Annotated in this window: 13 protein-coding genes; 4 read left to right on the forward strand and 9 right to left on the reverse strand. The window is 49.3% G+C overall.

The window, feature by feature from the left end; all coding sequences use genetic code 11:
* Positions 1 to 50 precede the first annotated feature (50 nt).
* The 5 genes from ACFOE0_RS16450 to ACFOE0_RS16470 all read right to left on the reverse strand — a co-directional run bounded on the left by ACFOE0_RS16450 (position 51) and on the right by ACFOE0_RS16470 (position 6,079).
* Positions 51 to 1,052, reverse strand: coding sequence for a serine hydrolase domain-containing protein (locus ACFOE0_RS16450; RefSeq protein WP_248936258.1), 1,002 nt, complete (start codon positions 1,050 to 1,052; stop codon positions 51 to 53).
* A gap of 95 nt (positions 1,053 to 1,147) precedes the next feature.
* Positions 1,148 to 1,687, reverse strand: coding sequence for a GNAT family N-acetyltransferase (locus ACFOE0_RS16455; protein ID WP_248936259.1), 540 nt, complete (start codon positions 1,685 to 1,687; stop codon positions 1,148 to 1,150).
* A gap of 42 nt (positions 1,688 to 1,729) precedes the next feature.
* Positions 1,730 to 2,314, reverse strand: a complete 585-nt coding sequence (locus ACFOE0_RS16460) for a type IV pilin protein (RefSeq protein WP_248936260.1) — start codon at positions 2,312 to 2,314, stop codon at positions 1,730 to 1,732.
* A gap of 64 nt (positions 2,315 to 2,378) precedes the next feature.
* Positions 2,379 to 4,433 carry a dipeptidyl-peptidase 5 gene (locus tag ACFOE0_RS16465; protein ID WP_248936261.1) on the reverse strand — a complete coding sequence of 685 codons (2,055 nt, stop codon included), beginning with the start codon at positions 4,431 to 4,433 and terminating at the stop codon, positions 2,379 to 2,381.
* A gap of 107 nt (positions 4,434 to 4,540) precedes the next feature.
* Positions 4,541 to 6,079 (reverse strand): fumarate hydratase, encoded by a 1,539-nt coding sequence (locus ACFOE0_RS16470; RefSeq protein ID WP_380712417.1) that lies wholly within the window; start codon positions 6,077 to 6,079, stop codon positions 4,541 to 4,543.
* A 236-nt stretch (positions 6,080 to 6,315) separates the two neighbouring features.
* Here ACFOE0_RS16470 and pabB point away from each other — a divergent pair, with 236 nt between their 5' ends.
* The 4 genes from pabB (at position 6,316) to asnS (ending at position 10,802) form a co-directional block, all read left to right on the forward strand.
* The gene (gene pabB / locus ACFOE0_RS16475) at positions 6,316 to 7,707 is read left to right on the forward strand and encodes an aminodeoxychorismate synthase component I (RefSeq protein WP_248936263.1); all 1,392 of its coding nucleotides are present in this window, start codon (positions 6,316 to 6,318) and stop codon (positions 7,705 to 7,707) included.
* Positions 7,708 to 7,816: 109 nt separating this feature from the next.
* Complete coding sequence (locus ACFOE0_RS16480; protein ID WP_346347859.1) at positions 7,817 to 8,416, forward strand: CoA pyrophosphatase; 600 nt, start codon at positions 7,817 to 7,819, stop codon at positions 8,414 to 8,416.
* A 64-nt stretch (positions 8,417 to 8,480) separates the two neighbouring features.
* Positions 8,481 to 9,128 carry a DUF6796 family protein gene (locus ACFOE0_RS16485; RefSeq protein ID WP_248936264.1) on the forward strand — a complete coding sequence of 216 codons (648 nt, stop codon included), beginning with the start codon at positions 8,481 to 8,483 and terminating at the stop codon, positions 9,126 to 9,128.
* 273 nt (positions 9,129 to 9,401) lie between these two features.
* Entirely contained in the window at positions 9,402 to 10,802 is a 1,401-nt protein-coding gene (gene asnS / locus ACFOE0_RS16490) for an asparagine--tRNA ligase (protein WP_115136889.1), read from the forward strand.
* A 59-nt stretch (positions 10,803 to 10,861) separates the two neighbouring features.
* On the opposite strand, the gene ACFOE0_RS16495 is transcribed toward asnS, so the two are convergent.
* The 4 genes from ACFOE0_RS16495 to ACFOE0_RS16510 form a co-directional block, all read right to left on the reverse strand.
* Entirely contained in the window at positions 10,862 to 11,821 is a 960-nt protein-coding gene (locus ACFOE0_RS16495) for a tetratricopeptide repeat protein (protein ID WP_248936265.1), read from the reverse strand.
* Positions 11,822 to 12,134: 313 nt separating this feature from the next.
* Positions 12,135 to 12,635 carry a DTW domain-containing protein gene (locus tag ACFOE0_RS16500; protein WP_248936266.1) on the reverse strand — a complete coding sequence of 167 codons (501 nt, stop codon included), beginning with the start codon at positions 12,633 to 12,635 and terminating at the stop codon, positions 12,135 to 12,137.
* A gap of 429 nt (positions 12,636 to 13,064) precedes the next feature.
* Positions 13,065 to 13,352, reverse strand: a complete 288-nt coding sequence (locus tag ACFOE0_RS16505; RefSeq protein WP_248936267.1) for a hypothetical protein — start codon at positions 13,350 to 13,352, stop codon at positions 13,065 to 13,067.
* 82 nt (positions 13,353 to 13,434) lie between these two features.
* Entirely contained in the window at positions 13,435 to 13,740 is a 306-nt protein-coding gene (locus ACFOE0_RS16510) for a hypothetical protein (protein ID WP_248936268.1), read from the reverse strand.
* Between the last annotated feature and the right edge of the window lie 2 nt (positions 13,741 to 13,742).

Consider the following 13,742-nt stretch of genomic DNA (forward strand, 5'->3'; position numbering starts at 1 on the left):
AAGGGCCAACTGGCCCTTTTCATCAGTCTTAATTTGAACGCACCAGAACATTACTCCTGTATCTGCACCAGCAGCTGCTTTCGTAACTCATCGTGAAACCTGAATGCTCTGGGAATATCACGCCAATGCCAGGAAGTACTCTCAAGCACAACCATGCTGATATCCTTGTCGGGGAAGTAGCTCAGGGTGCTGATAAACCCCGGCACATAACCTGAGTGACTGTATTCATGTGGTATAACCCTGGAAATCTGAATACCGGCACCATAACCCAGATCGCCCCATCTGTGATTACGAGACTGCGTCGCTGAGGTCATGTAACTGAGGGACTCCTCAGTCAATAAGTCAGAGCCATACAGGCAAGTGTTCCAGCGAGCCAGATCCTGAGCGCGGGATATCAGACCACCACTGGCTAATGCCGGACGCTCAGCGGTCGCGGGCAATAGCGTGAATTGACCTTCGGCGTCCTCTAGCCGACCCTGGACCAAAGCCAATTCACCGCCAGTTTGACTTAAGCCGCATTGTTTACTGATACCGTCCAGCACTTCAGACAAGGGCTGCTTATGAGCTGACTCAAGTACTTTGCCCAGCAACTCATAGCCATAGTTGCTGTATCTGAATCCTGTCCCTGGCACAAAGGCCAAGGGCTTATCCGGCGCAATCAGGCCTGAACTATGGTCTAGTAAATGACGAATAAGCACGGCTCCGGGAGTGCCGGTATCTGGCAAGAGCTTTATGATCTGATTGTCCAGAGACACTTTATCCTCATCCACCAAACGTAATATGCCAGCCGCCACAAATTGCTTGCTGATGGAACCGGCGAGATAGCCGCCGTTTTCATAACCGGCCAGATATGAGTTCGGTTTCGACTCAAACTGATAGACAGGTTTACCTCCCTGTGTAATAAGGACCTCGCCAACAAAGTCCTTATCGCTCAACAGAGAATCAAAGATGTCAGCAGGCAATTCGCTTGCTGCAAGGTGGAATGGAATGAGCGGCAGTAAAACCAGGTTGAAGGTTTTGGTGAAATTTGGCTTATTGGCCTCTGTGGGCATAGCAATGTCCATTATTGGCAAAGGAAGTAAACTAACGAACGACCCTATTTATTTCAATTAGTTGGTCATTGCATAAAGGTGAAAGCGATCAACACTCAGCCCTGCTTATCAAACCACTCACTGGCAAGCATGGCGTATTGATACTCGCTGCCCCACTCGCCTTTAAAGAAAATGTTGTCAACATAGTGAGCTTCCCGGCGAAATGCCAGTCGCTCCAACAGATGAACCGCTGCGGAATTGCGGGTATCGGTAATAGAGATCACCCTGTGTTTCTTCATTCCATCGAACAGGTACTCCAGCATCAATTGCAGTGCCTCACGGGCGATCCCCTGCCCCTGCCAGTCTGACGACAGGGTAAAGCCAATTTCAGTCTGACGTCCATCGATAAAGTGCAGCGCCAGATCTCCGGTCAACTGGCCACTTTCGTTGTCGATAATGGCGATTTGAAACCAATGCCCTGGCGCACCAAAAGCTCTCAGTCCCATATTACGATACAGGGCTTTGGCATCTTCAAGGGTATATTCACTCCAGCTTTGATACCGAGCGATATCTGCCTGGGAGCGATAATGGGCAAAAGCAGCAAGATCCTGCTCCTGCAATAATCGTAAACTGACTCGTTCACCAATCAGTTGCATGTTTCCTCCCTGGAAAATGGCTTCGGAATTATTACCTTAAGGCTAAAGTCTGTTGGTTAACTCAACCTTACCGGTAACTATATTGTATGTCAGCATCAACGCCGATGATTCAAGATCCTGTTCAAACCCCAAATGGGTATAAGCGTATACGCAGGCATTAAGACCAGTACTGTGGGATGTGCTGACCCGCCTGGAAATAAAGTCTACCTGATCTTTGTGCGCGAGTTTATGACTGACCGTCAGTTCAGTGTCCAGCAATGCGTTCCATAGTTCACCGCACGCCTGCTCTCCCCGACCGATATTCAACGGTGCTCCCATTGGATTGTTTTTGTTTACCCCTAAAGGATAACCCTGAGCGCTCATATCCAATTGAGGATTACCCTCGGCATCATGAGCAAATCCTTCGAGATCATTCATTCCCCCCGGATGACCATTGAGCAACCACCGCTGATGAGCGAAATCAACAGACTGCTGCATATTGGCCTTGACCTCCTGAAGCTTGGCCACATGGGACTCTTCAGTAAAAGAAATAAACTTGGGAAGCGCAATGACCCCAACTATGGCCAGGATAATCAGAGTGATCACCAGCTCAATAAGGGTAAAACCCTTAGCTTTGATTTGTTTCATTTGTCGACTACTTAACTGACAGAAAAAAACCGACGTTAAACGCCGGTTTCGTATGAGCTGAATATTACTGTTTTTCAGTCCAGGTATCCAACCAACCCAGCACATTGGCGTACCATTGTTCCAGGTTGTCACCGGTCAAAATCCAGTGGTTCTCGGTTGGGTACATCAACAGCTTGCTGGGGATATTGTTACGCTGCATATAGGTAAAGGCAGCGAGCCCCTGACCATAAGGCACGCGGAAGTCTTTCTCACCATGGATCACCAGCATAGGGGTTTGCCAGTTCTCGACATAGTTCACCGGGTTGAACTTCTCATACAGCGCCTTGTTGTCTTTATACTGGCCGCCGAACTCAAACTCAGGGAACCACAGCTCTTCAGTGACATAGTACATGGAGCGCATATCAAACAGACCGGCATGGTTCACAAGGCACTTGAAACCGTCATTCCAGTTACCCTGGATCCAGTTCATCATGTAACCACCGTAGGACCCACCCAATGCACAGGCATTATCTACATCCAGCCATTTCTGCTGCTCACCTACTGCCGCCAAACCTTTTTGAAGGTCTTCCAAAGGCTTACCACCCCAATCCTGGGTGATGGAGTCAGTAAACTCCTGGCCATAGCCTGTTGAGCCATGGAAATCCACCATTACCACGCCATAACCGGCACCAGCCCATAACTGAGGATTCCAGCGGTGGCTAAAGCTGTTACCGAATGATCCCTGAGGACCACCGTGTACCAAAAAGGCCACTGGATACTTTTTGCCCGGTTCAAAGTCAGCAGGCTTCAACCAGTAGCCATAAACGGTTTCATTATTCCAACCTTTAAAGTTGAACTGCTCAAAGTCACCAAACTTGATCTTGTCCAGCTTCTCTTTGTTGGTATTGGTCAGACGCTTGAGATTGTTTCCATCTTTATCGACCGAATAAACATCACCCGGCTCAATCAAAGATTTATGGCTGAACAGTATCTTGTTATCTGTAATGGCAACCACAGAGTTACTGCCATCGTTATAGATGGTCTTCACATCACCGAATTGGGTGTTTACCTCAAAAATGCTGACCTGACCAAGATCCTGCGCAGTCACATACAAGGTTTGACCATCTGCACCAAACTGCAGGGAGTGTGGGCTTCTGTCCCATAGTGGCGCAACCTCTTTCTCCTGTCCGGTAACAGTATCGCGCAGCATAATGCCGAAACGATCAGCCTCAAAACCCGGGCGCTTCATAGCCAGATAAGCCATATAACGGCCATCGGGAGAGAAAGTCGCGTGAGCATCCCACGCCTTATTATCTTCAGTCAGGTTCCTGGCTTTGCCGCCGGTTACCGGGACTTGCCACAGATCATAATTGGTGATCCAGGCCTGATCTTTTGATGGTGCCTTGGCGGTGTACACCAGATGCTTGCCATCAGGAGTAAAGGTCACCTCTTCCATGCCGGAGAATGGCTTGGGAGGGGTTTCGGTATCCAGACCAGAGGTCACATCAACCAGACTGCCCAGCTTGTTACCTTCAATCGGCGCAACGAAGATATGGTTACGGGCATGGTCATGCCAGGTATCCCAGTGACGAACCATCAACTGGTCATATTCACGGCCACGGTTTGGGTTGTCGGCTTGGTCTTCAAACTTATCGGCACTGCACTCCAGCGTGTCACACTCCGGGAACACTCTCAGCTGCAAAGCCACCTGTTTGCCATCGGCAGACAGCTTGTAGCCATCAACACCAACTGGCAGATCCGATACCTGAATCGCTTCTCCTCCCTGCATCGGCATGCGATACAGCTGGCTTGAGCCATTTCGGGCAGAAACAAAGTAGATAGCTGAGTCATCGGGAGCAAAAGTCACAGAGTGCTCTGTCCCCTGTACACCGGTAATCTGTACCGGCCTGGCATCAGATTTGGACAGATCCAGCTTATACAGCTCAGACTCTGAATGACCCTCTTTATCTTTAACTGACAGGCCATAAACCAGAGTCTGGCCATCGTTTGATACGGCCACAGAGTGCTGTTTGTTGAGTTTTACCAGATCCTGAACGGTAAAAGGTGCTTTGTCCTGTGCCATTACAGCACCAGTGACACCGGCCAATCCCATGGCCAAAAGTAAGGCTGACTTCTTCATTATTATTTTCACTTTGGTTGATGTACCTGTAACCGGTACTTAATCGAACAAAAACTTTGCGGGGCGACACCGGCCGCCCCGAACTGAGTTAGCGTTAACCTGTGAGCTTATTTGGCGGCGTTCTCAATGTTGATCTTCCAGATTGCCGGCCCGGTTTCGTGGGCATTGATACCGTCACTGTCTACCGCGACTGTCACCGGCATATCCTTAACATCAAATTCGTAAATCGCTTCCATACCCAGATCTTCAAAGGCCACCACACGGGCTTTCTTAATCGCCTTGGACACCAGGTAAGCGGCGCCACCCACGGCCATCAGATAACACGCTTTATGTTGCTTGATGGACTCAACGGTAGCAGGACCACGTTCAGCTTTACCAATCATGCCAAGCAGACCGGTCTTATCCAACATGAGATCGGTAAACTTGTCCATACGGGTTGCAGTTGTCGGGCCAGCGGGACCAACCACCTCATCACCTACAGGGTCAACCGGGCCCACGTAGTAGATAAACTTACCGGTAAAGTCGACGCCATCAGGCAGACCTTCACCACTTTCAATCAGGCTCTGAATACGCTTATGGGCAGCATCACGGCCAGTCAGCATCTTGCCGGACAGCAGCAGAGTGTCGCCACTCTTCCAGCTTTCCACATCGCTCTGAGTGACGGTATCCAGGTTCACTCGCTTAACATTGTCACCCAGCTCCCAGGTCACTTCCGGCCAATCATCCAGAGATGGCGGACTCAGATCGGCAGGACCAGTGCCATCCAGGTGAAAGTGTACGTGACGGGTTGCAGCACAGTTGGGGATCATCACCACTGGCTTGGAGGCAGCGTGTGTTGGAGCCGACTTGATTTTAATGTCCAGCACAGTCGTCAGACCGCCAAGGCCCTGAGCACCGATACCTGTCTTGTTACAACGATCAAAAATATCCAGACGCAGCTTCTCTTCTGCTGTCTCAGCACCCTTCTCCATCAGCTCATGAATGTCGACAGGGTCCATCAATGACTCTTTGGCAAGTACCGCGGCTTTTTCAGCGGTGCCACCAATGCCTATGCCCAGCATGCCAGGAGGACACCAGCCAGCGCCCATGGTAGGCAGGGTCTTTTCGACCCAGGCGGCGATATCGTCAGATGGGTTCAGCATCACCATCTTACTCTTGTTCTCAGAGCCGCCACCTTTGGCTGCGATAGCCACTTCAATTTCTGCACCTGGCACCAGATCGATATGCACTACAGCTGGCGCATTGTCCTTGGTGTTCTTACGGGCACCGGCAGGATCGGCCACAATAGAGGCTCGCAGCGGGTTATCAGGATTGGTGTAAGCGCGGCGTACACCTTCATCCACCATCTGCTGCACTGTCATATCTGTTTTGTCCCACTTAACCGCCATACCCACCTTAACAAAGCAGGTCACGATACCGGTATCCTGACACAGAGGACGACGGCCTTCAGCGGACATACGGGAATTAATCAGGATCTGTGCGATGGCGTCTTTGGCCGCAGGATTTTGTTCCTTTTCATAGGCCTCAGTCATGGCATCGACAAAGTCTTTGGGGTGGTAGTAGGAGATATACTGCAGGGCATCAGCAATGCTTTCGATAAAGTCAGCCTGCTTGATTACGGGATCAGACATTGTAGGGCGCTCCATTTGCCGTGTTGGCATTATCGTTATTCATCCATTTCGCAACTCAAGCCGACAAAGATATTGCCTGCTCAAGGTTGATTGATTAACAGTCTGATTATTGCACCAAGCTGCGGAAGCTGCTGGCTAAATTCTTGTCAGACTGTTGATAAATCCTGTAAACCCTGAAGCCTGAGTGCACCAGTTATGATACTCTTTCGCACGTTTTAGAACCAGATCACTAAATACGATAGGCTTAATCAATGGATCCAGCTGCATCAGCAACGCCGGCGTTTTGCCAGCTTGATTGGACAATCGACACCGAATCCCTGTTTTCCCGGCTTGCTGCCAGGCCCTGGTCCGTGTTGCTGGACAGTGCCGGTGCGACCCATATGGACGCGCGGTATGACATTATCTGCGCCGATCCGGTTGCCACACTGACTCACAGCAATGGCATTAATAAACTGGAATTTGTCAAAGGGCAAGTTGTTGAAAGCAATAATGAAGATCCATTCCAACTGATTAATGACACACTTAAGCAGCTGTACGGGGAGTCAGGGGCCTGTGAGTTGCCTTTTTCCGGCGGTGCCATGGGCGCTTTTGGCTATGATCTGGGGCGCAGTATTGAAAAATTGCCTGCTACTGCGCACAGGGATATCGACCTGCCTGATCTGAATCTGGGATTCTACGACTGGGCGCTTATCCGTGACTACCAAAAACAGGCCTGGTTTCTGGTCCATGCCAGAGGACAACAGGCACTGGAAGCCCGGCAAAAACAACTTAAGACCTTACTTGCGCAAAGCGCACCAGCAGAAGCACCCTTTGCACTTGAGGGTGACTGGCGCAGCCAGATAAGCAAACAGGCCTATCTGGACAAATTCGATGCGGTTCAGGAGTACCTGCACAGCGGGGATTGCTATCAAATCAATCTGACTCAAAGGTTCGAATGCAGTTATACCGGTGATGAGTGGCAGGCTTACCTGAAACTCAGACATTCCAACAGCGCCCCCTTCTCAGCTTTTATGCGACTGCCGCAGCAAGCTGTACTGTCTATTTCGCCTGAACGCTTTATCAAGCTTGAGAGTGGCAAGATAGAAACCAAGCCCATCAAAGGAACCTTGCCGAGATATGCAGACCCGGCCGAGGATCAAGCTGCCGCAAAGCAGCTGGCCAACTCTCCCAAAGACAGAGCAGAAAATCTGATGATTGTGGACCTGCTGCGTAACGATATCGGCAAGGTTGCGGCACCCGGCAGCGTGTCCGTTCCCAAACTGTTTGATGTAGAGAGCTTCCCTGCGGTGCACCATCTGGTCAGTACTGTTACCGCCACTTTGAATCAGGGCAATGAAGCCACCGACCTGTTAAGAGCGGCCTTTCCCGGCGGCTCCATTACCGGTGCGCCAAAGATTCGCGCCATGGAAATCATCGAGGAACTGGAGCCGTCCCGCCGTAATCTTTACTGTGGGTCCATGGGTTATATCAGCCAGGATGGCAAAATGGACACCAGCATTACCATACGTACTCTCGTGGCTGAGAAAGGAAAGCTCTATTGCTGGGCAGGTGGCGGTATCGTAGCGGACTCCAATGGAGACTGTGAGTATCAGGAAACCTTTGACAAAGTGAGCCGGATCCTGCCCATACTAAAGAGCCAGTAACTGAAACCGCTAACGGATTCAGTTAGTTCAATAATCCGGCTCAGATATCCAGCGAGTATATCCGCAAAGGTAATCGGGACAGGGTTAGCACAAATTAAGGGAGTAAGCTGTGACCGCAGAGGAGTTCAAAACCCGCTTTTTGATTCAGCAGCCAGACAGCCTTGCCGGGGTTCCTGCAAGAGGTAATGAACGTCAGGCAGCAGTGCTGATCCCTTTATGGCAACGGCCTGACAAAGCCGATGGCGAACTTGAACTTATCCTCACCCAAAGAGCCGGTCACCTTAATGCTCATCCGGGCCAAATCAGCTTTCCCGGTGGTAAACAGGATGAGACCGATGCCTCGATGACAGCGACAGCGCTCAGAGAAGCCTGCGAAGAGATTGCACTGCCCTCTTCACAGGTCAACATTCTTGGGCAGCTGCCGGTGCATAACACCATTACCGGTTTTGCCATCACCCCAGTGGTTGGACTGGTCACAGGCCCATTTACCCCGACCTTGGATCCCGGTGAAGTGGCGGATTGTTTCAGCGTGCCCTGGTCTTTTTTACTGGATCCGGTCAATCGACACCTTAAAACCTTTAAACGCCGGGGCAAATCCATGGAGATCTGTTTTATTCCCTGGCGAGACAAGTTCATCTGGGGGGCAACAGCAGCCATGATAGATCAACTTTGCAATCAACTCGGTGCTGCTCACTCCGGTCAGAAGTAATGACAAGGTCATAAATGAGCAACCACAGCACTGTGTAGGCGGCAATCACTGACGGGAAAACGGGATGACAAATACGCAAGCCAGATGGGCAGGAGTTGCAGGCATTATTGCAGCAGTTGTTTTATTTACCGGTGATATGCTGTTTTACTATGTTCCCGGGCAGGCCAGCCTGCTGGAAAATATGGCAAAGGTGTCTACCGATAGAATATTACTCAGCACAGCCACGGCGATGTTGGCAGCATGGGGATATTTTTTGGCCGCCTTTCAAGTGCGTTTTGCCTTCGCTCCAGCTAACCCAATCGTGAAAAACCTGATTTTTCTCTGCTTTGCCTTTATTGGTATCGCCTATGGCGTGGTTCACGCCAATTACTCTGCAATCGCTATCAGTGCCAATCTCGCCGAACAACATCAATTGGAACTGCTGGATTCTGTCTCACTGGCCTATGAGGCTAATCATCTACTGAGAGCCATGGTCTATCCGATTTTCGCCCTGCTTTCAGTACTGTTTATCTATCAGGTATGGCTGCGTAAAACGCTTTATCCGAGATGGATTATCCTCGCCTTTCCGCTTTTAAGCTTTTTGCTTCAATATCTGCTCAAGCCATTATTGAGCGGTACAGCCTATGTGGTACTCATGGGTGGCTGGCTTAATCTGATACTCGTGCTGTTTTATACCTGTTCGACCCTGGCGCTTTGGAACAAAAATGTCTAGGGAGACGCACTTTAGCCTCATCAATGAGCAACTTCACAGCTTCCCGTTCGGAAGCCTGGTGGAATCCTGCCACCCTCCTGTCCCTGCAAGCGTTGAAAAGTTTGAGTAAATCCCAATTTTTTCTGTAATTTTTGCGAAATTTTGTATTTTCACCAATTATGTCGCCATTTAGGCTTGAACAAGGGCTATTTCAGCTTGAGAATAGCCGCCAGCGAGGTAATATAAACCTCCAAATTTTTTTGCTAAGACATTTCGTTGGAGAACTGAGCAACAATGAGCATTGCATCTGTCGCTTCTGTATTCAAAGGTGATTTCGCGGTTGGTTCGCAAGTCACTGTGCGCGGCTGGGTACGTACCCGCCGTGATTCCAAGGCGGGTATTTCCTTCCTGGCCGTTTATGACGGTTCCTGTTTTGATGCCATTCAAGGTGTTGTACCCAATAATCTGGAAAATTATCAGAACGAAGTGCTCAAGCTGACTGCCGGTTGCTCTGTTGAGATGACGGGTGATGTTGTTGAGTCCCCAGGCGCAGGTCAGGCATTTGAACTGCAGGTAACCGGCGTTAAGGTTACCGGTTGGGTTGACGATCCGGACACTTACCCAATGGCGGCCAAGCGTCACTCTATTGAGCACCTGCGTGAGCTGGCTCACCTGCGTCCGCGTACCAACATCATTGGTGCCGTGGCCCGTGTACGTAACTGTCTGTCTCAGGCGATTCACCGTTTCTACCACGAGCAGGGCTTTATCTGGGTTTCTACCCCACTGATCACTGCCTCTGACTGTGAAGGCGCCGGTGAAATGTTCCGTGTATCTACTCTGGACATGGAAAACCTGCCTCGTACCGACAAAGGTACTGTGGACTATGACAAGGACTTCTTCGGCAAAGAAGCTTTCCTGACTGTATCCGGTCAGCTGAACGCTGAAACCTATGCCTGTGCCCTGTCCAAGGTTTATACCTTTGGCCCGACTTTCCGTGCCGAAAACTCCAACACCAGCCGTCACCTGGCTGAGTTCTGGATGGTTGAACCTGAAGTGGCTTTTGCTGAGCTGGACGATGTGGCCAAGCTGGCTGAAGAGATGCTGAAGTTTGCATTCAGAGCCGTTCTGGAAGAGCGTCGTGATGACCTGGAGTTCTTCGCCCAGCGCGTAGACAAGACAGTTATTGAGCGTCTGGAAAACTTCGTCAGCAGCGATTTCGCTCAGGTGGACTACACCGATGCCGTTGAAATCCTGAAGACCTGTGGCAAAACCTTCGAGTTCCCTGTTGAGTGGGGTATCGATCTGCAGTCTGAGCACGAGCGCTACCTGGCAGAAGAGCACTTCAAAGCCCCTGTGGTTGTGAAGAACTATCCAAAAGATATCAAAGCCTTCTACATGCGCCTCAACGAAGACGGTAAGACTGTAGCGGCAATGGACGTTCTGGCACCGGGCATTGGTGAAATCATCGGTGGCTCCCAGCGTGAAGAGCGTCTGGACGTACTGGATGCCCGTCTGGAAGAGATGGACCTGTCCAAAGAAGACTACTGGTGGTACCGCGACCTGCGTCGTTACGGTACTGTGCCTCACTCAGGTTTCGGTCTGGGCTTCGAGCGTCTGGTATCTTACGTGACTGGCGTGAGCAACATCCGTGATGTTATCGCCTTCCCTCGTGCACCACGCTCTGCCAACTTCTAATTGAAGTCAATTGAGCAATAAAAAACGCGCCCATGAGGCGCGTTTTTTTTGTTCATTAATCACTCTTTGCTCAGATCCGCTTTTTGCTTAAGCCAGAGTAATTTTGCCTGATAACTGCCCTGCTCTTTATTACTCGCTCTGTGAATGGCCTCGGCCATAGAGCGCTTGGCCTGTGCTGTCTGACCAACTGCATGTTGAGCCTGCGCCAACTCAGCCCATGCCGGGTAATAGTAGGCAGATGTATTCAAAAACCGGGTAAGGTAATCCAAAGCCTGATGATACTTTTGCTTTCGCAAAGCATCTCTGCCCATAAGGTAAAGGTCATAGGGTTCTTTATCGGGTAAAGACGCAATCATATCAGCCAGTTTATCGGCTTTACTCCTGTCCTGAAGATTACTCGCCAATAGCTGATAGTTGGCCAACAAGGTCAGGTCGGCCTTTCCCAGTTCAATGCCATAGTCATACCATTGAGTCGCCAGCTCAGGTTCATTGACACGCCTGTGCAGTACAGCCATAAGATTGATCAAGCTGTCAGAGTCTGCATCCAGTGAAAATCCTTCCTGGATAAGGTAAAAGGCTTTGTTGTACTCATCGAGCGCCAAAGCATCTGCAGCAAGATTTCGATAGAACTTAGCCAAAAACTCATGGTTATCTATCAGGCCACCATTTCGATTGAATGGATCTGGAAAGTAATCGACTGCAACCCTGTCGTAGGCAGTCATAAAACCACCCACGCCCTCAGTACCAACTGGAGCGTCATACAAAAACACTCTGACGTGATCGGAAATAAACGCCAGACCATTCCGGACATCGGTTAACACTGGCTCGGTATAAACCATCTGAAATCGACTGTGGACATCTAATTCCTGGGCCACTGCGTAAGTCATCAGAGCAAGAGTCATACAATTACCCTGTCGCTGTGCGAGTGCTTCCGTCGCTGGCAGGTTAACCCCTTTATAGCCAAAGCCATCAACATGCTGAAGCACATAAGCTTCAACCTGACGAAAAGGTCTTAACACTGCGATATCAGGTCTACTGACAAAAGCGTGGATCTCTTGCCTTTGCTGCTCGGACAGGCTAACCAATTGAGAAATGGTGGGCGGAGTGACTGACTCAGTGTGAAATTGGCTGGAAACAGCTGGAGCGGGTATCTGAACGGACTTGTGGTCCGGATTGGAGCTGCACGCTGTCAGTCCGAATAAGTACAAACTGCATAGCATCGCGGTTTTGTTCAGCTTCCTGCTAATCACTTTTGTCCTCTGTATCATGGAGCAGCTCAGATTAGCGAGGCTATCAGGTATATCAGAGCAACTTCAACTTATTGTTGGAAATTCACCCACAAGTATCAAACTGTTTAAGGTTATGGGCCTTAAGATCTCCCAGAAGTTGAGTTGCATTTTCCGCATCTCCCGCCAGCTCATACAAAACCGCGGCACACTCCAGCGTACAAAGCCCACCTTGCTTTTGATTACGGCGTCTGACGTAGAGTGTTTGTGGCGCTTGCTCAAGATGATACGTGGGCAAATTCTGTAGATAGGGACTTTGGCGATACATTTTAGCCGCCTCTTGCCAGGTAGCATCCAACAAAATCATGTACTCAGGTAACTCATGACTTAGCGCAGTGTCACTGGTCACCTTTAAACCAGTACTCTCCGGTGAGGGATACACCAGTCCTACCTTTCCAAACTCTATTAACTCCAGCATGGCTTGATTGGGCTCCTTTCGTTGCCACAAAACACGCTGACACAAGTTGGGAAAACGTCTTTGTACCAGAGCCCCCGTATTGGTGATCCGGTCAAACTCACGTTCATGGGTAAGCAGAATTAACTTCATAAAAGGTTGAAAGCTCTGGTGAGAGAAAGGTCATGATCAATCTGGTGTGCCACTCTACCCTAAACCTGACATTCACCCAAGCACAGCAGCGATCGTTCCGGAATTGATCATGCTTTGATGCCTGTCGGTTCAGCAAAGCGGGAGCCAATGTTGTCTTCAGCGCCGGCTTGTTAAAGCGCTCCATTGCAATCCGTATCCGGGTTCATTAGACCACGAGAAACCGCGCAATGTCTTCAAGGCTATGGCGAGAGTAAGTTAAAGGCCGCGTGTAGAGTGGCAGTCCAATACCAATCTCTAAAAGTGGTTGTTTGACACACCGGGGAATCCATGTAGCCCTGTTAATAGGCAAAATATAGTTGGCTAAAATAAGCGACGAAGGAGCAAAAGCCAACTGTGTTTTTTCCACTATTAAACAGTTTGTTATGTGAACTATTCAAACCATTCACTCCCATCATTTTTCCTTTCTTTTTCGTATCCACATTTCGGGCACTTGCCTTGAAACTTAACAAAACCACCAATCCAATAACCAACTTTATCAGGAATATAATTACACTTTGGACAGGGTTTTAAATCGAAGGTGTACTTGCTTAGCATGGTATATGTAGCAAATTTCATCCAAAGGAAAACAACTAAACCTTTTACAACAAAGTGGATCTCTGGCTGATTAAACAACCATAAGGTAAATGCTATAGCTACGATATTTAAAATTAAGATCAATGATTCACCAGTTCACATAACGCCAACCATCAGCGGCGCGCCTTTGGCGCGTTCGTTAGATGGTTTTGTTAGCTGAGCATTGCTACAAAGCGAATGCAAGAGCAGATAACACAGCCTTAAAAGCAGAAGCGGATTTCTCAATCGCATCTGCGGTTTTTGAAAGATCATTTAAAGCTTTTTGAGCTTCCTTCTTGGCATTATCCAGTGCTTTTTTGGCTTCTTTGTATTTTTCTACTTGCTCCTCCCATTCCTTACCTTGCGCTTGATAAAGTGCATCATACATATCCTGCAATCGATTAGTTAATTTTCGACTGGGACTTTTTTCTTTCAGCTTTTTTAGCTGAGTAATATTCTCGGATATTTCTGAAGAAAGAGATTTATTGGCCATTT

Origin of the sequence: Shewanella submarina, from assembly GCF_042646185.1 — a bacterium.
Classification (GTDB): Bacteria; Pseudomonadota; Gammaproteobacteria; order Enterobacterales; family Shewanellaceae; genus Shewanella; species Shewanella corallii.